This window comes from Bacillus infantis (assembly GCF_050107595.1).
Lineage (GTDB): Bacteria > Bacillota > Bacilli > Bacillales > Cytobacillaceae > Bacillus_AB > Bacillus_AB infantis_C.
Map to the genome: position 1 here is coordinate 96,987 of NZ_JBNILH010000003.1, position 17,969 is coordinate 114,955.

Genomic DNA, 17,969 nt, shown 5'->3' on the forward strand with positions numbered 1-17,969 from the left:
CTGCATTCCCGGCTCTGAACCGGGGGCTGCAGGTTTAGAAGAAATTGATCAGCTCTTTAATGATCGCGGTCAGGAATATATTTGCCAGGGCAGCCGGCAGCAGCACCTTCCAGCCGAACTCCATCAGCTGGTCTGCGCGGATGCGCGGGAAGGTGACCCTGAACCAGATGAGCAGGAAGATGACCAGGCTGAATTTAAGGGCAAACCAGACTGCACCGGGAATGAAGCCAAGGAATGGCAGCGGGAGCCAGCCTCCGAGAAACAGGACAGTGGTCAGGGAAGCCATTGCGAAAAAATACACATATTCCGCCAGCATGAAGAATGCCCAGCGAAACCCTGAATACTCGACATGGAAGCCGGCAACAAGCTCCGATTCCGCTTCCGGGAGATCAAACGGAGCCCGGTTCAGCTCAGCTACAGAAGCAATGATGAATATGATGAACGCGACCGGCTGCCAGATGATGAACCAGCCGCCACGCTGCGCCTCGACTATTTCATTGAGATTCAGGCTCCCTGTCAGGAGTACGATTCCGAGCACAGACATGACTAGGGGGATTTCATAGGAAATCATCTGTGCGGCGGCCCTCATGCCGCCGAGGAGCGCGTATTTATTATTGGATGCCCATCCCCCGGTCACAATCCCGATGGTTGTCAAACCGGAAATGGCAATATAGTAGAGCAGCCCAACGCCGATGTCGGCGAACTGGAACTTATCCGTGAACGGGATGACCGCCAGGACCATAAAGGCCGGCGTGAAGGCAATGACCGGTGCCAGGATGAACAGCGGCCGGTCGGCCAGCTTCGGGATGGTGTCCTCTTTTATCAGCAGCTTCAGTACGTCAGCCACTGTCTGCAGCAGGCCCCACCGCCCGCCGACCTGGTTTGGCCCCTGCCTCAGCTGCATAAAGCCCATCACTTTCCGTTCTGCCAGGATGGCATAGGTGACAAAGCCGAGCACAACGAGCAGAAGAACAGCCGCGAGCGCGAAAAAGATGCCAAAGTTCAGAAGGCCGGGTTCTGAACGGAGCAGTTCATTGACCATCAGCCGTCCACCTCCCCTAGTACAATATCAATCGCTCCTAAAATGGCAATCAGATTGGCGATGTTCTCTCCCTCCAGAAGCTTCGGAAGGATTTGCAGATTATAGAAGGAAGGCCTCCTGAATTTCAGGCGGTACGGCTCCTTTTTCCCGTTGCTGGCAATATAGCAGCCGATCTCGCCGCGCGGCGATTCAATTCTTACAAAGGCTTCACCCTTCGGCGCTTTGATGATTTTCGGAACCTTGGCCATGAAGTCGCCAGCCTGGGGAAATTGTTCTGCAGCCTGCTCAAGTATCTTAAGAGACTCTTCTATCTCCTCAAGCCGGCAATGATACCTGGCCCATGCATCCCCGCCTTCCCGGACAGGCACATCAAATTGGAAGCGGTCATAGATGGAGTAAGGCTCATCTTTGCGAAGATCCCATTTGACGCCTGTACACCTGAGATTGGCGCCGCTCAGCGAATAGCTGAGGGCTTCCTCTTTCGTGTAGGTGCCCACTCCTTTTACACGGTTCATGAAAATTTCATTTCCTGTGACAAGATCATGATAGCCTTTCAGCTGCTCCCTCATATAAGGAACAAATTCTTTGACCTTCTCGATCCAGCCTTCCGGAGCATCCCATTTAACGCCCCCGACACGCATATAGTTAAAGGTCAGCCTGGCACCGCACAGCTCGTTCAGCATATTGATGATCATTTCCCGTTCGCGGAAAGCGTACAGGAAGGGGCTTACCGCTCCGATATCGAGCAGGTAGGTTCCCCACCATACCAGATGGCTTGCAATCCTGCCAAGCTCCATCGAGATGACGCGGAGGTATTCGGCCCGCTCCGGGATGTCGATGTTCATCATCGTTTCCACTGCATGGACGATCACATAGTTATTCGTCATGGCAGCCAGATAATCCATCCGGTCTGTATAAGGAATGATTTGTGTATACTGTAGGTTTTCAGCAAGCTTTTCTGTACCTCTGTGAAGGTAGCCGATGACAGGCTTTGCTTCTTTAATGATCTCGCCGTCTATTTTGAGGACGAGCCGGAAAACACCGTGCGTACTGGGGTGCTGCGGCCCGACATTCAGGAGCATTTCCTCTGTTCGCAGCATCGGCTACACCTCCACATCATAGGGTTCATAATCTTTTCGGAGCGGATGGCCGATCCATTCTTCCCCGAGCATGATCCGGTACAAGCCTGGATGGCCCTTGAAGCCTATGCCGAGCAGATCATATGCCTCGCATTCCGGCCAATTGGCCCCTGCCCATAAAGGCACCAGCGATTCTATGACAGGGTCTGAACGGTCTATCTTTGTCTTCAATGCCACCGTCTGGCGGTTTTTATAAGAGTACAAATGCACATAGACCTCCATATGAGTTTCAAAGTCAGTACCATGCAGCTCGGACAGATAGTCAAAGCCCAGCTGCTCGTTATAGCGGAGAAACTCTGCAATCCTGAAATATGTATCCTGCCTTGCGACAAGAGTCGGAACGTCTTTTGAAAGCCTATTAATATAGGATTCTTCCAATACATCCCCTCCGAGATGCTCTTCAATTACCTTTGTGTACAAATCCAGGAAAGGCTGGTTTGCGGAAGGAAGCTGTTCTGCCTCAGGCTCAGCGGCCGCCTTTGTGCCTCCTGCGGCCCTTGCTTTGGCGGCGGCAGCCGCTTTTGCCTTTGCTGCTGCGATTGCTTTTGCTTTTTCATCATCACCGCCGGCTCCTGATGCTTTTGCGGCAACGGCAGCTTTTGCTTTTGCTGCTGCGGCGGCTTTAGCCTTGGCTGCTGCAATGGCTTTTGCCTTTTCGTCCTCTCCGCCAGACTCCCCGGCTTGCTTTGCCAAAGCTGCCGCTTTTGCCTTTGCCGCGGCGGCTGCCTTGGCTTTCGCAGCGGCTGCAGCTTTTTTCTTTGCAAGATCCCCGTCCCCTGCTGCTTCCCCTCCTGACTCCTGTTCCTTAGCTTTCATTTTTGCGAGGGCTGCGGCTTTTGCTTTGGCTGCAGCGGCTGCTTTCTTTTTCGCGAGATCTTCTCCTTCTTCTTCTGCTGCCTCAGCAGGGCTGCCCTCTGTCTTGGCTGCCTGTTCTTTCGCATTCATTTTTGCGAGAGCTGCAGCCTTCGCTTTAGCTGCAGCTGCGGCTTTCTTTTTTGCCAGGTCTTCTTCCGGATCCTCTGGCGCGGAGGCCTCTGTCTGAGCTTCCTGTTCCTTGGCTTTCTTTTTAGCAAGCGCTGTGGCCTTTGCTTTGGCTGCTGCGGCGGCTTTCTTTTTTGCCAGGTCTTCTTCTGGATCTGAAGCTTCTTTTAATTCAGCCTGTTCAGCTGCCCGTTTTTCTTCAAGGCGCTTTTTGGCGATTGCTTTGGCCTTTTCTGCTGCCTCTTTCTTCAGCTTCTCTTTATCCTTTTCATCGCCCATAAGCCTAGATCACCCGCTTCCCGGTCTTTGCTTCATATCGGATTTTTTCCTTAAGCTTATTGATTCCGTATATCAGGGCTGCCGGATTTGGCGGACAGCCTGGTATGTATACATCCACCGGGACAATCTGGTCGACGCCTTTTACAACCGAATAGGACTTAACATAAGGTCCTCCTGCCGTTGCGCACGAACCCATGGCAATGACCCATTTAGGCTCGGGCATTTGATCATATAGGCGGCGTACGATCGGCGCCATCTTCTTTGTGACGGTACCGGAAACGATCATGACGTCCGATTGGCGCGGCGAGGTACGGAAAAATGATCCGAACCGGTCTAGGTCATAGTGGGAGGAACCCACCCCCATCATTTCGATTGCACAGCAGGCAAGCCCAAATGTCATGGGCCATAAGGAGTTACTCCTGGCCCAGGCTTTGATTTGTTCGAGAGTGGCCATAAATACGTTACGCTGCAGCTCCTGCATTTCTTCCGGTGTGATATTCTCAAGCTTCAAGTCCATTTGAGCACCTTCTTCTTCCATGCATAGATTAGTCCGATGACCAGCATAATGGTAAAAATGAGCATTTCAATCAGGGCAAATATTCCGAGTTTTTCATAGGCGACGGCCCAGGGGTATAAAAATACGGTTTCAACATCGAAGATGACAAACATGAGGGCAAAAATATAATAGCGGACATTGAACTGCACCCTTGAATCATGGAATGGTTCAATCCCGCTTTCATATGTGGTGTACTTTGCTTCTGACGGCTTGTTGGGGCGAAGGAGCTTTCCCAGGAATAATGCGACCACAGGAAGCAGGACACCTAGACATAGAAATACGAAGACAATCAGATAGTTATTTTGGTATAAGTTCAGCAAATCCATGTCTTTTCCTCCTAAAACACGTGAATTTTCAAAACTTTTAGAAATGTAATCGTTACCATTATAGCATCGTTGGATTTTACTGTCGATAAAGCTTATGTATTATTTGGAAATATTGAGGCCCTTGTACATTTTACGCAGAATGGTTGGAGTTATGACCTAAGTTTTTGTGATATAGGGACTGGAGGGGTTAGTAAAGTAATAAAAAGGTTGTAGGTTACTTCTTTAGGAGAGTGGGTTTGTGTTGGTAATGGGGCTGTTGATTTCCGTTGCAGGCACTTCGCTTTCCGCGGGGCGGCGCTGAGCCTCCTCACGCTTGCGCGTTGCGGGGTCTCAGCCCTGCCGCTATCTCCCACAGGAGTCTACGTGCCTTCCACTGCAATCAACAGGGATTTCATAATTTCGATGGATTTATGAAAAGGTCACTCAGGATCTATAAAGACTAATTAGCATGCTATTTCACTCAAAAGGCAAACACCAGAGAAGAAATACAAAATTATTCTTTCTTATGTTCTGCTGGTATGGGGCTGTTGATTTCCGTTCCAGGCACTTCGCTTACCGCGGGGCGGCGCTGAGCCTCCTCACGCTTGCGCGCTGCGGGGTCTCAGCCCTGCCGCTATTTCCCACAGGAGTCTGCGTGCCTTCCACTGCAATCAACAGGGTTTTTATAATTTTTATGGTTTCTTGACGAGATAATAAAAGGAGAAATTCCCTCTAATTTCAAAAAAACTCTAAAAATAGCTAAAATAAAGGGAGAAATTCCGGCTATCAATTCAAAATGAAGGAAAATGGGCAACTTCGCTCCTCTTAACCGGAATTTCTCCGCTTATTTATACCCGATCAAGCCATGTTGAGCTACATAACTGGAAAATCTCCGCTTATTTTAAAGCTTGCTGTCACTCATTCAAGTAAGTATAAGACTTCCATTTTTCAAAACCTTACCTTCTCTATCCTTCAACTTTACTTTTCGAAAAGAGCCAAAAAGAAAAAACCCCCGGCATTTACCGGGGGTTTTTAATTATATTCTTCTTTCAGCAACTGAAATACGGTTGACTGCCCTTTGGAGGGCTAGTTCGGCCCGTTTGGCGTCGATGTTGTCGCGCTTTTGATCGGCGAGGCGCTGTTCGGCGCGTTCTTTGGCGCTTTTGGCACGCTCGATATCAATTCCTTCTGATTGCTCAGCGGATTGCGCTAGGATCGTTACTTGATCCGGACGGACTTCGATGAAGCCGCCATTGACTGCCAAGAGTTCAGTATTTCCGCCATTCTTCAGGCGGACGGCTCCAATTTGCAGCGGTGCGACCATTGGAATATGTCCAGGCAGGATGCCAAGCTCGCCGCTTTGAGCTTTGGTGCTGACCATGTCCACATCTGATTCGTACACCGGGCCATCGGGAGTAACAACACTGACTTTGATCGTCTTCATTTTTTACCCTCCTGGTCCGAAATTAGACCTCTACGCCCATGCTTTTCGCATTTTCAAGCACGTCTTCGATCGTTCCGACAAGGCGGAAAGCATCTTCTGGAAGATGGTCGTATTTGCCTTCAAGAATTTCTTTGAAGCCTTTGACAGTTTCTTTAACCGGAACGTAAGAACCTTTCTGGCCAGTGAACTGCTCTGCAACGTGGAAGTTCTGTGATAGATAGAACTGGATACGGCGTGCACGGTGTACAACAAGCTTGTCTTCGTCAGAAAGCTCATCCATACCGAGGATTGCGATGATATCCTGAAGTTCTCTGTAACGCTGAAGCGTTGATTGAACCTGGCGCGCTACTGAGTAGTGCTCTTCTCCAACGATTTCCGGTGACAGGGCACGGGAAGTTGAAGCAAGAGGATCCACCGCAGGGTAGATACCCATCTCAGAAAGCTTACGCTCAAGGTTAGTCGTTGCATCCAAGTGAGCGAACGTTGTAGCAGGAGCCGGATCCGTATAGTCATCGGCTGGTACATAGATTGCCTGGATGGAAGTAACAGAACCTACGTTAGTAGATGTGATACGTTCCTGAAGACGTCCCATTTCTGTTGCCAGAGTAGGCTGGTAACCTACCGCTGAAGGCATACGGCCTAACAGGGCGGAAACCTCAGAACCTGCCTGTGTGAAACGGAAGATGTTATCCATGAAGAAAAGAACGTCCTGTCCTTGGTCATCACGGAAGAATTCAGCCATTGTCAAACCTGTCAGGGCAACACGCATACGTGCTCCAGGCGGCTCGTTCATCTGGCCGAATACCATCGCCGTCTTCTTGATTACGCCTGAGTCGGTCATCTCGTGGTAAAGGTCATTACCTTCACGTGTACGCTCGCCGACACCGGCAAATACGGAGATACCGCCGTGCTCTTGGGCGATATTGTTGATCAATTCCTGGATTAGAACGGTTTTACCTACACCGGCACCACCGAATAGACCGATTTTACCACCTTTGATGTAAGGTGCAAGAAGGTCTACTACTTTAATTCCAGTTTCAAGGATTTCAACCTCAGTTGAAAGCTGCTCGAATTTAGGTGCTTCCCTGTGGATGGAGTCGCGACGGATGCCGGCTTCAAGTGCCGGATCAAGGTCGATTGTTTCACCAAGAACGTTGAATACACGTCCAAGAGTGATATCCCCAACCGGTACAGAGATAGGTGCACCAGTGTCAATAACTTCAGCACCACGGGTTAAACCGTCAGTAGAAGCCATGGCAATAGTACGAACTGTATCATCACCTAAGTGAAGGGCAACTTCAAGGGTTAAGCTGATTGCAACTTCAGATTCGTTACGCGCAGGGACTGAGATTGTTAATGCATTGTAGATTTGCGGAAGCTCGCCGCTGTCAAACTTTACGTCAACAACCGGACCCATGATTTGAAGAACGCGTCCTTTGTTCATCATTTTCCCTCCTAATATTTCAATTCAATAGAGGATTGCGCCTGGCATGATATCAGTCGGGCATCTCTATCTTGCTTTGCCTTGCCTGTGCTGTAAGAGGCAGATGCTTTGGCGCCATCAGCAGTGAAGGCACCTAAGCAGCAGCTTCTATAAGCATCAAGGACTGGCATTTATTATTCCAGCGCTGCCGCGCCGCCGACGATTTCGGTAATTTCCTGGGTAATGGCCGCCTGACGCGCACGGTTGTAGCTAAGGCTAAGCGAATTGATAAGCTCTTTCGCATTATCCGTCGCACTCTGCATCGCTGTCATACGGGCCGCGTGCTCACTGGCCTTGCTGTCCAGCAGCGCGCCATAGATCAGGCTTTCTGCGTATTGAGGAAGAAGAACTTCCAGAATATCTTCTGCAGAAGGCTCGAATTCATAGGATGTAAGCTTGCCGCCGGAAGAAGAAATATCCGTCAGAGGAAGAAGCTTCTTCTCTGTTACATCCTGCTGAATTGCACTGACATAGTGGCTGTAGTAGATATATAGTTCATCAAATGTTTCGTCTGAAAACATCCCGACTGTTTTGCTGGCAATATCTTTGATCTCCGCAAAAGCAGGCTGGTCCGCAACTGCCACGATATCCAGGATGACGTTCATGCCGCGCTTCCTGAAGAAATCGCGCCCAATGCGGCCGATGGCGATGATTGCATACTCATCACTTGATTTATGGCGTTTTTGGATGGTCTGGTATACAGTCCGCAAAATATTGCTGTTGTATGCCCCGGCCAATCCGCGGTCGGAAGTGATGACTAGGTATCCTGTCTTTTTAACGGGACGGGATGTCAGCATAGGATGGGATACATCGGTGCTTCCCAGTGCGATGCTGGCAGTAACTTCCTGAATTTTTTCCATGTAGGGAACGAATGACTTAGCATTCATTTCTGCACGGTTCATTTTCGCCGCAGATACCATTTGCATGGCCTTTGTGATTTGGCTCGTCTTCTTTGTAGAAGTGATCCTATTTTTTATATCGCGCAATGATGCCACAGGTTCTCACCACCCTTTTCAAAGAATGTCAGGCTGAGAGCCTGCCCGTTTAGGAGCAGCCCCGTCAGCCCTTCTATTGTCAGACCTTTAACAGCGATATCCATCCTCAAGGGAAAAAGCCTGAATCAGGCTTTTTCTGCTTGGGACTTGCGCTATTACTCGGTTACTGCGAAAGTCTTTTTGAAGCTGTTGATCGCAGAAGCCATATCATCGTCAGCAGGAAGCTCTTTCGTTGTAGCGATATGGTCTAACAAATCTTTCTTGTTATGGTCAAGCCATGTAAGGAATTCAGCTTCGAAACGGCGGATGTCCTGGACAGGGATATCGTCTAGGAAGCCGCGTGTCAATGCATACAGGATGGCTACCTGCTTTTCAACCTTAAGCGGCTTGTTAAGATCCTGCTTCAGTACCTCAACTGTACGGGCACCGCGGTTAAGCTTCGCTTGTGTTGCTTTATCAAGATCAGATCCGAACTGGGCAAATGCTTCCAACTCACGGTATGATGCAAGGTCCAGACGCAGTGTACCGGATACCTTTTTCATGGCTTTGATCTGTGCAGATCCGCCGACACGTGATACAGAAAGACCAGCGTTGATCGCAGGGCGTACGCCTGAGAAGAACAGGTCAGACTGAAGGAAGATTTGTCCGTCCGTGATGGAAATAACGTTTGTTGGAATGTATGCAGATACATCCCCTGCCTGTGTTTCAATGAAAGGAAGTGCAGTGATTGAACCTGCTCCCTTCGCATCGCTCAGCTTTGCAGCACGCTCAAGCAGGCGGCTGTGCAGGTAGAATACATCCCCTGGATATGCTTCACGTCCTGGAGGACGGCGCAATAATAGTGAAAGCTCACGGTAAGCAGCTGCTTGTTTTGTAAGATCATCATATACGACAAGAACGTGCTTGCCATTGTACATGAATTCTTCACCCATTGTTACACCTGCATAAGGGGCAAGGAACAATAATGGAGCAGGCTGTGATGCAGAAGCTGTCACAACGATTGTGTACTCTAATGCACCAGTCTTGCGGAGCGTCTCTACTGCATTACGTACAGTAGATTCTTTTTGTCCGATTGCTACATAGATACATACCATATCCTGGTCCTTCTGGTTCAGGATTGTATCGATGGCAACGGAAGTTTTACCAGTCTGGCGGTCACCGATGATAAGTTCACGCTGTCCGCGCCCGATTGGCACGAGGGCGTCGATCGCTTTGATACCAGTCTGCAGCGGCTCATGAACAGATTTACGGTCCATAACGCCTGGTGCAGGGCTTTCGATCGGACGTGTTACAGTAGTGTTGATTGGCCCCATTCCATCAACAGGCTGTCCAAGCGGGTTAACTACGCGCCCGATCAGCTCAGGCCCGACAGGAACCTCCATGATGCGGCCCGTACGGCGGACCTCATCTCCTTCACGGATTTCAGTATATGGGCCAAGGATGATAATACCGACGTTATTTTCTTCTAGGTTTTGTGCCATACCCATAACGCCGTTTGAAAATTCAACAAGTTCTCCAGCCATGACATTGTCGAGGCCATGAGCACGGGCGATACCGTCACCGATCTGGATAACTGTACCTACATCACTCACTTGAATTTCCGACTGATAGTTTTCGATCTGCTTTTTTATCAGCGCACTGATTTCTTCAGCTTTGATGCTCATGAGTTTCACCCCTATCTATAAATCTCAGCTTAATAATTGACGTTCCAGGCGTTCCAGCTTGCCGCGCATGCTGCCGTCGAAAATCCTGTTTCCGATGCGGAGCTTGATGCCGCCGAGCAGGCCCGGGTCCACGATATTCTCGATGCGGAGGGACGTTTTTCCGACCCTAGATGCAAATGCAGCAGATAGCTCGCTGCTCTCAGCCTCTGTCAGCGGACGGACTGAGTAGACCTTTGCTTCCGCAATGCCCCTTGCGTCATTCGCAAGGCTGATGAACTCCTCCGCAAGATCAGAGAATTGATCTTCACGGTGGCGGTCAATCAATAGCATAAGTGTATTAAGTACTAAAGAATTAACAGACGCGAAGGCAGTTTTGATGATCCCTTTCTTCTCATCATTCTCAAGTTTCGGGGATTTCAGGACTGCATCCAGGCCCTTATTATTGTTTACGACATCTTTGACGATGCGAAGGTCTTCTTCCATTTGGCCAAGAAGCTGATGTTCATTCGCAAGCTGGAACAGTGCCAACGCATAGCGCTTTGCTACTGTAGAGCCGCTCATCGGTTTTCTCCTGCCTCTTGAATGTATTCATTGATCAGCTTTTCCTGGTCTGCTGCACTCAGTTCCTTCTCAATAACCTTGGAAGCAATAAGGACAGACAGTGAAGCAACCTGCTCGCGGATTGCGGCAACTGCTTTTTCTTTCTGCTGATCGATTTCCAGCTTCGCTGATTCTTTCACGCGCTCTGCTTCAGCACGGGCTGCGGCGATGATTTCCTCGCGCTGCACGTCGCCTTGCTTCTTCGCACCTTCGATCAGGTTCTGAGCGTCTGTGCGTGCTTCTTTCAGAAGGCTTCTCTGCTCTTCCAGAAGCTTATTTGCTTCAACACGGCTTTGTTCAGCCGCGCCGATTTCATTGGCAATATGCTCTTCACGCTGTTTCATGATGCCCATTAAAGGACCCCATGCAAATTTCTTGAGCAATGCCAACAAAATGATAAACATAGCCAGCTGGAATAGGATATCCCCGCCGTTGAATGCTGTATGTGCTGCGCCTTCTGCAGCGCCTAATACTAAATTGCTTGCTAACACCCTCGATTCACTCCCTTCAAGAGTCTTCCACTTTCCCTATCAACAAGTTAACGAATTTCATCATATGAATTCGGTTCTTTCAGATTCAAAAAGCCAGTTTGCATCCGCCTGCACAGGCTAAGCGGATCTCCAAGAATAAGGCGCATCCGCACCTGGGCATAAAGGAATGGCGAAGGGTCACATCCATGATCTTCGCCATTATTTGTACTGCCTATAATTATTGACCAATAACCATGAACGCGATAACAACTGCGATGATCGGCACGGCCTCAACTAACGCTACCCCGATGAACATAGTTGTTTGAAGCATTCCGCGAGCTTCCGGCTGACGGGCAATCCCCTCAACTGTACGTGATACGATAAGACCGTTACCAATACCGGCACCTAGTGCTGCCAAACCAATTGCAATTGCTGCTGCTAAAAGACCCATTATAAATTTCCTCCTTAGGATTGTATAAAATAGTATAGTGTTTGAATGTTTTGTTCATAGAATGAACAGGTATATATTAATGGTCAGAGCTCACTTTATGGGAGAGATAAACCATTGTTAACATACAGAAAATAAATGCCTGGATCGCGCCGACAAATATTGAGAACCCTTGCCATGCAAGCATTGGTACAATCGCGGCAATCGTTCCGACCCATCCTGTTGCCAGGCTTCCGGCAATCAGTGTCAGCAGGATTTCACCCGCATAGATGTTACCGTAAAGACGAAGGCCGAGTGTAAGCGTGTTGGCAAACTCCTCGATGATCTTGATCGGGAACATGAACCAGAATGGACGGAAAAATTCTTTTCCGTATTCTCCTACTCCCCGAAGCTTTACACCGTAATAGTGCGATAAACCAACCACCATAACTGCTAATGTCAGCGTTACGGCAGGATCTGCTGTTGGCGATTTCCACCACAATTGGTCATTGATGACCACGGAGAATGGAAGCCCCAGCATATTTGAAACAAAAACATACATAATGATGGTGATTCCAAGGATATGGAATCTCCCGCCATCTTTCCAGTCCATCGTACTGTTGATGATGTTTTTTACAAAATCCATGACCCATTCGAAAAAGTTCTGCATTCCGGTTGGTCTCATGGCGAGCGTACGAGTGGAAAGAACAGCGATGATGAAAACAATGGCACTGGCAACTGTAATCATCAAAATGTTTGCCAAGTTGAAGTTCAAACCAAGAAATTCAACTATAGGTGCTTCATGATGCACAGTATTCACCTCTCTTCCCGGCTATTTACGTAAAACAAAAAGTTGAAGAAAATAATCTATCATAATGACAATATATGATGTCATTAATCCCAGAACTACGCTGATCAGATGCACCTCATCCGGGTATTTCATGCTGATCATGACGGCAAGCACTGCCGTCGCCATCCTTGACAGCATCCCGAGCGACCGCATCCTTTGGCCATTCGCTGCCGCTTCCCCAAGCTGGTCCGTTTTCCTTACCATCAGCCATAAATTGAACAGGCTCAGGCTTGTCCCCAATATCAGCCCCATAAAAATAGATTGATAAGAGGTGAACCCCCAGCCAAGAACATAGACTGACAGCAGTAGGAATATGTATTTGCGCTGCCGTATAAACATTGTTTTGAGGTCTGGCATAGGCTGTTAGTCTCCTGTAAAGAAACGTCTGACCAGGTGAAGCATGGCATAAATCCCTGCTGCCAATCCTATAAGCAATCCGAGTATCAGGAATAACGGCTCGGTTCCAATCACATCATCAAGCCATCTTCCGAGGAAGATGCCGATCAGGACGGAGCCTACTAATTGGGAAAGGATGGCGGACATTAAAGCCATGGCTTGAAACGGGTGGCGGTCTTTTCGACGCATGATAACGCATCCTCCATGCCGGAAATGTATTCCTTTGACGGATGTTTGTCTAAAGAATGCAGGATTTCCTGCTGGTAAAAAGAGAATGGTGTTTGTTTTGAGGTAAGTGTTTTCATTGTTGATATCATGCAGATTGCGGTAATTTTCTTCCGCATAAAATCTGTGAAAACCCTATCATTTTATACCCTTTGTAAGCATACAATAGGCATCTGTCAATGTCAATGCATTCGGAGTGAAAAAGTTCACAAACTCCAGTAACGGAAAAGTCTTTGTTCACACTATTTTCGAATTTTTTTTCGAATATTAACTTGCAATTGGAGCGAGGCATTATCTCGCTCCAATTGCACTCTCATCCGCTTCTTTTTTTACCTCCAGATAGGCCTCGATCATATCCTGCCTGCCGGCTTTCCTTGCAAAGACCTGGGCAATGTACACGCCGTCCGGAGGCAGATCATCGCTCACTAATTCCTTGCGGATCTGGCCTTTCCCCGCATCCCGCTTCCAGTCAAGAAATTGGATGAACCTGAGTGTATCGGGATCGAACAGCGCAATTCCGAATTCCTCCGCTCCCCCTGGCAGATAGACTTCATAGCGATAACTTCCGCCATTGTCCCCCCTGCCAAAATCAAACCCCATTACACGCGGGTAATCCGGCTCCTCGAGGACATACAAATACGGGATGCTGACTTTTCTGCTGCCCGCATTCAGGACAAGCCGCCCATCATGGATTTTCTGTTTGAATTCTTCCGGATCTATTCTCATCCTGATAGCGACTTTCTGTTTCCCGCCGGGTTCAAGGCGAAAGGCGAGCGGCATCTCCCATTCAATCCCGCTTATGTTAGCGGGTACAGAGAATGAATACGACTCCGTTCGGCTGCCCGTATTTTTAACAGTCAGATAGCGGACATGCTCATTCTCGCGGCCGGCTATCTTGAATTTGCCAAACTGGAGTGAAGCCGGCATCACTAAGTAAGGAGCCTTCACCGCCTCTTCGACCTGGATGCGGCCTGCCCCCTGTTCATAGGTCCTGTACAGCATGCCTCCTTCATTATAAAGAGGCAGAGCCGTATTCATGAGCGAAGCTTTGATTTCTTCCGGACTCCAATCAGGATGGGCCTGTTTAATCAGCGCACATGCACCTGCAACATGGGGCGAGGCCATACTTGTTCCCTGCAGTGGCAAATATCCCCCGGGAACCGTACTGCTGATAGCCACACCCGGGGCCAGTACATCCGGCTTGATTTCCCAAGTATCGGTAACAGGTCCGCGGGAGCTGAAATCAGCAAGAATATCCTTTTCTTCTATTATATATGTTTGAGCCAGCACCGTTTCTTCCTGCAGGCGCTTCTTCAGCTGGTTTCCATCCTGTTTAGAGAGCGACACAACCGGAAGGCCGGCATCTTCCTCAAGATTGCCTGCAAAGCTTCCGTCCGTATTGTTGTAGATAATAACCGCGACGGCGCCTGCCTCCCTGGCATTTTTGGCTTTTTGTGAAAAAGTAAGGCCTCCCCTCTGAATGAGTGCAATCTTCCCTTTTATCCTCTTAAGCTCTTCTGGTTTGCCAAGCCCGCCAAACGCCAGTTCATAGGAGCGGTCTAAATTCCAGAGAGAAGATCCTTGAAGGGGATTCAGTTTCACTTTTTTTCCGTTTCCGAAATCAAGATATGGAATCCGCAGCTTCGGCGTAGAGGCGCCTACTGAAATCGCTTTGGAGGCAGTACCCGGCGAGCCGACAGTCCAGGTGTTCGGTCCTGAATTTCCAGATGAAGTGACAGCGGTAATGCCCTTATCGACTGCTTTATTCAAGGCAAGGCTGATGGGCAGATCCGGGCCATTGACAGTGTTGCCGAGCGATAGATTCAAAATATCGACCTTATCCTTGATGGCCTGTTCAATGGCTGCAATTACCTGCTCCGTTGTACCAGCACCGCCAGGACCGAGCGCCCGGTAGGCAATGATCTTTGCATCAGGCGCCACTCCCCTCATTTTGCCATTGGCTGCAATTACTCCCGCCACATGGGTTCCGTGAAAAGTATCCTCTCCTGCCGTCCTGACCGTTTCCATCGGATCATCATCCTGGTCCACCAGATCGCGGCCGCCGGCGTAATTCCTCCGCAGGTCCGGGTGATTATAATCAATTCCCGTATCAATCACACCGATGGTGACACCCTTCCCCGACAGCCGCTCCCCCTTCTCATCAAACAGCCCCCTGACTGATTGGCTGCCGATCAGGCTGATGCCATCCTCATTCTCTGCCTGATAAGTGACCGCCTGGGATATGGTCAGGACTTCCTCTTCTTCGGCAAGCCGGTTCAACGTTTTGATTGGCCCCTTTACTGAAAAACCGTTCAATGCCTCCTGGAAACTTTGCCTAAGATTTAATTCTGGGTATTTCCGGAGAAGGCTGTTCCGGTCCTGTTCGGTTTCCCCTTCTTTCATCATGACAATCGCCACCCTATCTGCATCCTCCGGTTCAGCAGGAAGCGGCGGGATTTGCAGTGTTCTTGCATTCACATGAGGACTGAGCATGACCGCAAACATACTAATGATGAGGAAGATTTTTTTCATGGGAGGCTCCTTTCGGGGTTTTTCCTTAGGGTTTGTTTTGAAGGGCGGGAGTATTCAGGAGGTTTTCGAGGTCCTCCCAGTTTTCTTCTGAGGGAGAATGGTATAGGCGGTTTTTGGTGGTGCCGGAGGATTGGAGGTTGAGTGAAGACAGAAATTTATAAATGTTCTTTTTGGAATCATATAATAGGAAATTCCTGCATTGCTGGCTGGTAATGGAGTTTTCCAGCAATAGAAAATAGTCGAGAATAGCGCGGATGTGGGCATATTTCGACTCGCCGGCGCACGCTTGGCAAATCCATCCGCCATACATTCGGGACATTGAATACTGCTCGCACCCTGGACATTGGATTCCGCGGATGATTTCTTCAGGTAAGATGTTATATGATTCCAGGATGGATGTTGATAGTGGCTCGTGGCTTTTTATAAAAGTTCTTTTCACTCTGTTCTTCTCTTTGCTGCTCAGAATAAGTGAGGGAAAGGTTGGTTTTAGTTTTTCCAGCTTGCCAGGCAGCCGCTCTGCATGGATCAAGGTTTTGTAAATGTGTTCATTACCCGGGTTGGTTTTGATTATTGTGGAATTGGAACTGATAATGACCAGTGGCTCGATCGTCAAGTCTGGAAGCTTCATTTTCTCCATCCACCCTTTGAGCTGAACCTTATGGCGTTGGACTTGAAGCAGCGGATTGGAAAACCCATCCTCCCCCTTGCTGGACTGCCTGATTACTTGATGGGAGTGTTTTTCGAAAAATAGTGTACCGGAAATGTTCTTGATTTCAGCTGCTGTGATAAATGAGGGAGCAAGTATAAGGGTATCTATCTGGAAAGGGTGCTGATGCACTAAGCGGAGACCATGAAATATGAGATATTCATCCGGCAGGAAGGAAAGATGATAATCTACATTCATTTCTCCGCGGTAACCGGCGCGGCGCTTGATGAGGTCCTGTTCAATCAGGGGGATTTTCGGATGATCGGGCGGCAATCTTCTCAACAGTGCTTCAAGCTGCCTGATTTTTAAAGGAACAACTCTTTTTTTGGCAATCATATGGGCATTCACCTCTTGGGATAGTATAGTTTTGAGAAGGTATTCGTGTTTCTGAGGCATAAATCCTCCTCCAGGTAGTAAAATCTTCTCTGAATCTCCGAACACCGTCAATGATTATTCCCATTTTTTAAGTGATTCGCCCTACAATTCTATTTATTCGCCCCAGATTTGCGGTATTTCCACCCACTTTCCGGTTTAATTTTTCTATCTTACATTATTTTCCAAAAACCAGCTGCCATTTTAAGTATTTCGCCCTACTTTCTTATTTATTCGTCCTAGATCTGCAGTGATTCCACCCACTTTCCGGTTTAATTTTTCCGCATTACATTTACCGCTAACAAAACAACTAAAAAAACCAGCCGCTACACGCGGCCGGTCCCATTAATTCGGATTATAATCTCCAGGTCTTTCTTCTGTCTGCTTGAAATAATAACGGATTGCTTCGCCGATCCGTGCAGAGGCGTTTCCGTCTCCGTACGGGTTGATGGCTTTGGCCATTTTTTCGTAGGCCGCCCGGTTTGTGAGTAGTTCGGTTGCCATTTCATAGATCGGCTGTTCTTCAACACCGGCAAGCTTGAGAGTGCCGGCATCAATTCCTTCAGGCCTTTCAGTTGTATCGCGCAGGACAAGCACTGGAACGCCCAGTGACGGCGCTTCTTCCTGGACTCCGCCTGAATCGGTGAGGATCAGCTCTGCCCTTGAGGCGAAATTATGGAAATCAATGACATCAAGCGGCTCAATCAGGTGGATGCGCGGGTCGTTTCCAAGGATTTCGTCTGCCACTTCCCTTACAGCCGGGTTTAGATGGACAGGATATACCACTTGGATATCCTGCTGCTCTTCCACGATCCGCTTGATTGCCTTGAACATATTTCTCATCGGCTGTCCAAGATTTTCACGGCGGTGGGCCGTCAGGAGGACAAGCCTGTCATTGCCGAGCTTTTCTAGCACTTCATGCGAGTAGGCATCCTTGACGGTCGTTTTCAGTGCATCAATGGCTGTGTTGCCTGTAACGAAGATGCTTTCGTTTTTCTTGTTTTCCCGAAGAAGGTTTTCAGCAGACATGGCTGTCGGCGAGAAATGGATATCTGCCATGACGCCTGTCAGCTGGCGGTTCATTTCTTCCGGGAACGGAGAGTATTTATTCCATGTGCGCAGGCCGGCTTCTACATGGCCAACCGTAATCTGGTTGTAGAAAGCAGCAAGGCTCGCGATGAAAGTCGTCGTTGTATCACCATGGACCAGCACGATATCCGGCTTCGCTTCCTTCATGACCTTATCAAGGCCTTCAAGCCCCCTGGTTGTTACATCGACCAGCGTCTGGCGGTCTTTCATGATATTCAGGTCATAATCAGGGGTGATGCTGAAGATACCCAGCACCTGGTCAAGCATTTGGCGGTGCTGCGCCGTAACTGTAACAATCGATTCAAAATGTTCCGGGTGCTTTTGCAGTTCAAGGACGAGCGGAGCCATTTTAATGGCTTCCGGCCTTGTCCCGAAAATAGTCATGACTTTAATAGGACGATTCATGTATGACAC

18 protein-coding genes are annotated in these 17,969 nt (G+C 48.8%); all 18 read right to left on the reverse strand.

Annotated features, from left to right (window positions below):
* Window positions 1-34: 34 nt before the first annotated feature.
* The 18 genes from nuoH to wecB all read right to left on the reverse strand — a co-directional run bounded on the left by nuoH (window position 35) and on the right by wecB (window position 17,960).
* A complete protein-coding gene (gene nuoH, locus ACQCVH_RS06945) occupies window positions 35-1,042 on the reverse strand; it encodes an NADH-quinone oxidoreductase subunit NuoH (protein ID WP_426835033.1) in 1,008 nt (335 codons plus the stop codon).
* Window positions 1,042-2,142 carry an NADH-quinone oxidoreductase subunit D gene (locus tag ACQCVH_RS06950; protein WP_426835034.1) on the reverse strand — a complete coding sequence of 367 codons (1,101 nt, stop codon included), beginning with the start codon at window positions 2,140-2,142 and terminating at the stop codon, window positions 1,042-1,044. The genes nuoH and ACQCVH_RS06950 overlap by 1 nt, the downstream gene beginning before the upstream one ends.
* Window positions 2,143-2,145: 3 nt before the next feature.
* Window positions 2,146-3,441: an NADH-quinone oxidoreductase subunit C gene (locus ACQCVH_RS06955; protein WP_426835035.1), complete on the reverse strand. Its 1,296-nt coding sequence runs from the start codon at window positions 3,439-3,441 to the stop codon at window positions 2,146-2,148.
* Between the two features lie 4 nt (window positions 3,442-3,445).
* Complete coding sequence (locus ACQCVH_RS06960; protein ID WP_022544498.1) at window positions 3,446-3,958, reverse strand: NuoB/complex I 20 kDa subunit family protein; 513 nt, start codon at window positions 3,956-3,958, stop codon at window positions 3,446-3,448.
* Complete coding sequence (locus ACQCVH_RS06965; RefSeq protein WP_129612989.1) at window positions 3,949-4,323, reverse strand: NADH-quinone oxidoreductase subunit A; 375 nt, start codon at window positions 4,321-4,323, stop codon at window positions 3,949-3,951. Before ACQCVH_RS06965 ends, ACQCVH_RS06960 begins: the two co-directional genes overlap by 10 nt.
* A gap of 1,015 nt (window positions 4,324-5,338) precedes the next feature.
* On the reverse strand, window positions 5,339-5,746 hold the full coding sequence (locus ACQCVH_RS06970; protein WP_426835036.1) for a F0F1 ATP synthase subunit epsilon: 408 nt from the start codon (window positions 5,744-5,746) through the stop codon (window positions 5,339-5,341).
* Between the two features lie 22 nt (window positions 5,747-5,768).
* The gene (gene atpD / locus ACQCVH_RS06975) at window positions 5,769-7,190 is read right to left on the reverse strand and encodes a F0F1 ATP synthase subunit beta (RefSeq protein WP_129613042.1); all 1,422 of its coding nucleotides are present in this window, start codon (window positions 7,188-7,190) and stop codon (window positions 5,769-5,771) included.
* Between the two features lie 173 nt (window positions 7,191-7,363).
* On the reverse strand, window positions 7,364-8,224 hold the full coding sequence (locus ACQCVH_RS06980) for a F0F1 ATP synthase subunit gamma (protein ID WP_009792636.1): 861 nt from the start codon (window positions 8,222-8,224) through the stop codon (window positions 7,364-7,366).
* A gap of 155 nt (window positions 8,225-8,379) precedes the next feature.
* Window positions 8,380-9,888: a F0F1 ATP synthase subunit alpha gene (gene atpA / locus ACQCVH_RS06985; protein WP_009792634.1), complete on the reverse strand. Its 1,509-nt coding sequence runs from the start codon at window positions 9,886-9,888 to the stop codon at window positions 8,380-8,382.
* A 24-nt stretch (window positions 9,889-9,912) separates the two neighbouring features.
* The gene (locus tag ACQCVH_RS06990) at window positions 9,913-10,449 is read right to left on the reverse strand and encodes a F0F1 ATP synthase subunit delta (RefSeq protein ID WP_426835037.1); all 537 of its coding nucleotides are present in this window, start codon (window positions 10,447-10,449) and stop codon (window positions 9,913-9,915) included.
* Entirely contained in the window at window positions 10,446-10,979 is a 534-nt protein-coding gene (atpF, locus tag ACQCVH_RS06995) for a F0F1 ATP synthase subunit B (RefSeq protein ID WP_009792632.1), read from the reverse strand. The genes ACQCVH_RS06990 and atpF overlap by 4 nt, the downstream gene beginning before the upstream one ends.
* 217 nt (window positions 10,980-11,196) lie before the next feature.
* On the reverse strand, window positions 11,197-11,409 hold the full coding sequence (gene atpE / locus ACQCVH_RS07000; protein ID WP_009792631.1) for a F0F1 ATP synthase subunit C: 213 nt from the start codon (window positions 11,407-11,409) through the stop codon (window positions 11,197-11,199).
* A gap of 76 nt (window positions 11,410-11,485) precedes the next feature.
* A complete protein-coding gene (gene atpB, locus ACQCVH_RS07005; protein ID WP_426835038.1) occupies window positions 11,486-12,196 on the reverse strand; it encodes a F0F1 ATP synthase subunit A in 711 nt (236 codons plus the stop codon).
* 21 nt (window positions 12,197-12,217) lie between these two features.
* Complete coding sequence (locus ACQCVH_RS07010) at window positions 12,218-12,592, reverse strand: ATP synthase subunit I (protein ID WP_129612994.1); 375 nt, start codon at window positions 12,590-12,592, stop codon at window positions 12,218-12,220.
* Window positions 12,593-12,598: 6 nt separating this feature from the next.
* A complete protein-coding gene (locus ACQCVH_RS07015; RefSeq protein WP_426835039.1) occupies window positions 12,599-12,820 on the reverse strand; it encodes an AtpZ/AtpI family protein in 222 nt (73 codons plus the stop codon).
* 327 nt (window positions 12,821-13,147) lie between these two features.
* Window positions 13,148-15,388 (reverse strand): S8 family serine peptidase, encoded by a 2,241-nt coding sequence (locus tag ACQCVH_RS07020; protein ID WP_426835040.1) that lies wholly within the window; start codon window positions 15,386-15,388, stop codon window positions 13,148-13,150.
* Between the two features lie 25 nt (window positions 15,389-15,413).
* Entirely contained in the window at window positions 15,414-16,490 is a 1,077-nt protein-coding gene (locus ACQCVH_RS07025; protein WP_426835041.1) for a nuclease-related domain-containing protein, read from the reverse strand.
* 321 nt (window positions 16,491-16,811) lie between these two features.
* Window positions 16,812-17,960: a non-hydrolyzing UDP-N-acetylglucosamine 2-epimerase gene (gene wecB, locus ACQCVH_RS07030; RefSeq protein ID WP_426835042.1), complete on the reverse strand. Its 1,149-nt coding sequence runs from the start codon at window positions 17,958-17,960 to the stop codon at window positions 16,812-16,814.
* Window positions 17,961-17,969: the final 9 nt, after the last annotated feature.

Bases quoted from the DNA above. Each gene is read 5' to 3' on its own strand.
- ACQCVH_RS06950 (WP_426835034.1), bottom strand. From the start codon at position 2,142: ATGCTGCGAACAGAGGAAATGCTCCTGAATGTCGGGCCGCAGCACCCC.
- ACQCVH_RS06990 (WP_426835037.1), bottom strand. From the start codon at position 10,449: ATGAGCGGCTCTACAGTAGCAAAGCGCTATGCGTTGGCACTGTTCCAG.
- ACQCVH_RS06970 (WP_426835036.1), bottom strand. From the start codon at position 5,746: ATGAAGACGATCAAAGTCAGTGTTGTTACTCCCGATGGCCCGGTGTAC.
- ACQCVH_RS07020 (WP_426835040.1), bottom strand. From the start codon at position 15,388: ATGAAAAAAATCTTCCTCATCATTAGTATGTTTGCGGTCATGCTCAGT.
- ACQCVH_RS06965 (WP_129612989.1), bottom strand. From the start codon at position 4,323: ATGGATTTGCTGAACTTATACCAAAATAACTATCTGATTGTCTTCGTA.
- ACQCVH_RS07025 (WP_426835041.1), bottom strand. From the start codon at position 16,490: ATGCCTCAGAAACACGAATACCTTCTCAAAACTATACTATCCCAAGAG.
- atpE (WP_009792631.1), bottom strand. From the start codon at position 11,409: ATGGGTCTTTTAGCAGCAGCAATTGCAATTGGTTTGGCAGCACTAGGT.
- wecB (WP_426835042.1), bottom strand. From the start codon at position 17,960: ATGAATCGTCCTATTAAAGTCATGACTATTTTCGGGACAAGGCCGGAA.
- ACQCVH_RS07010 (WP_129612994.1), bottom strand. From the start codon at position 12,592: ATGCCAGACCTCAAAACAATGTTTATACGGCAGCGCAAATACATATTC.
- ACQCVH_RS06955 (WP_426835035.1), bottom strand. From the start codon at position 3,441: ATGGGCGATGAAAAGGATAAAGAGAAGCTGAAGAAAGAGGCAGCAGAA.
- ACQCVH_RS07015 (WP_426835039.1), bottom strand. From the start codon at position 12,820: ATGCGTCGAAAAGACCGCCACCCGTTTCAAGCCATGGCTTTAATGTCC.
- atpD (WP_129613042.1), bottom strand. From the start codon at position 7,190: ATGAACAAAGGACGCGTTCTTCAAATCATGGGTCCGGTTGTTGACGTA.
- ACQCVH_RS06960 (WP_022544498.1), bottom strand. From the start codon at position 3,958: ATGGACTTGAAGCTTGAGAATATCACACCGGAAGAAATGCAGGAGCTG.
- atpA (WP_009792634.1), bottom strand. From the start codon at position 9,888: ATGAGCATCAAAGCTGAAGAAATCAGTGCGCTGATAAAAAAGCAGATC.
- nuoH (WP_426835033.1), bottom strand. From the start codon at position 1,042: ATGGTCAATGAACTGCTCCGTTCAGAACCCGGCCTTCTGAACTTTGGC.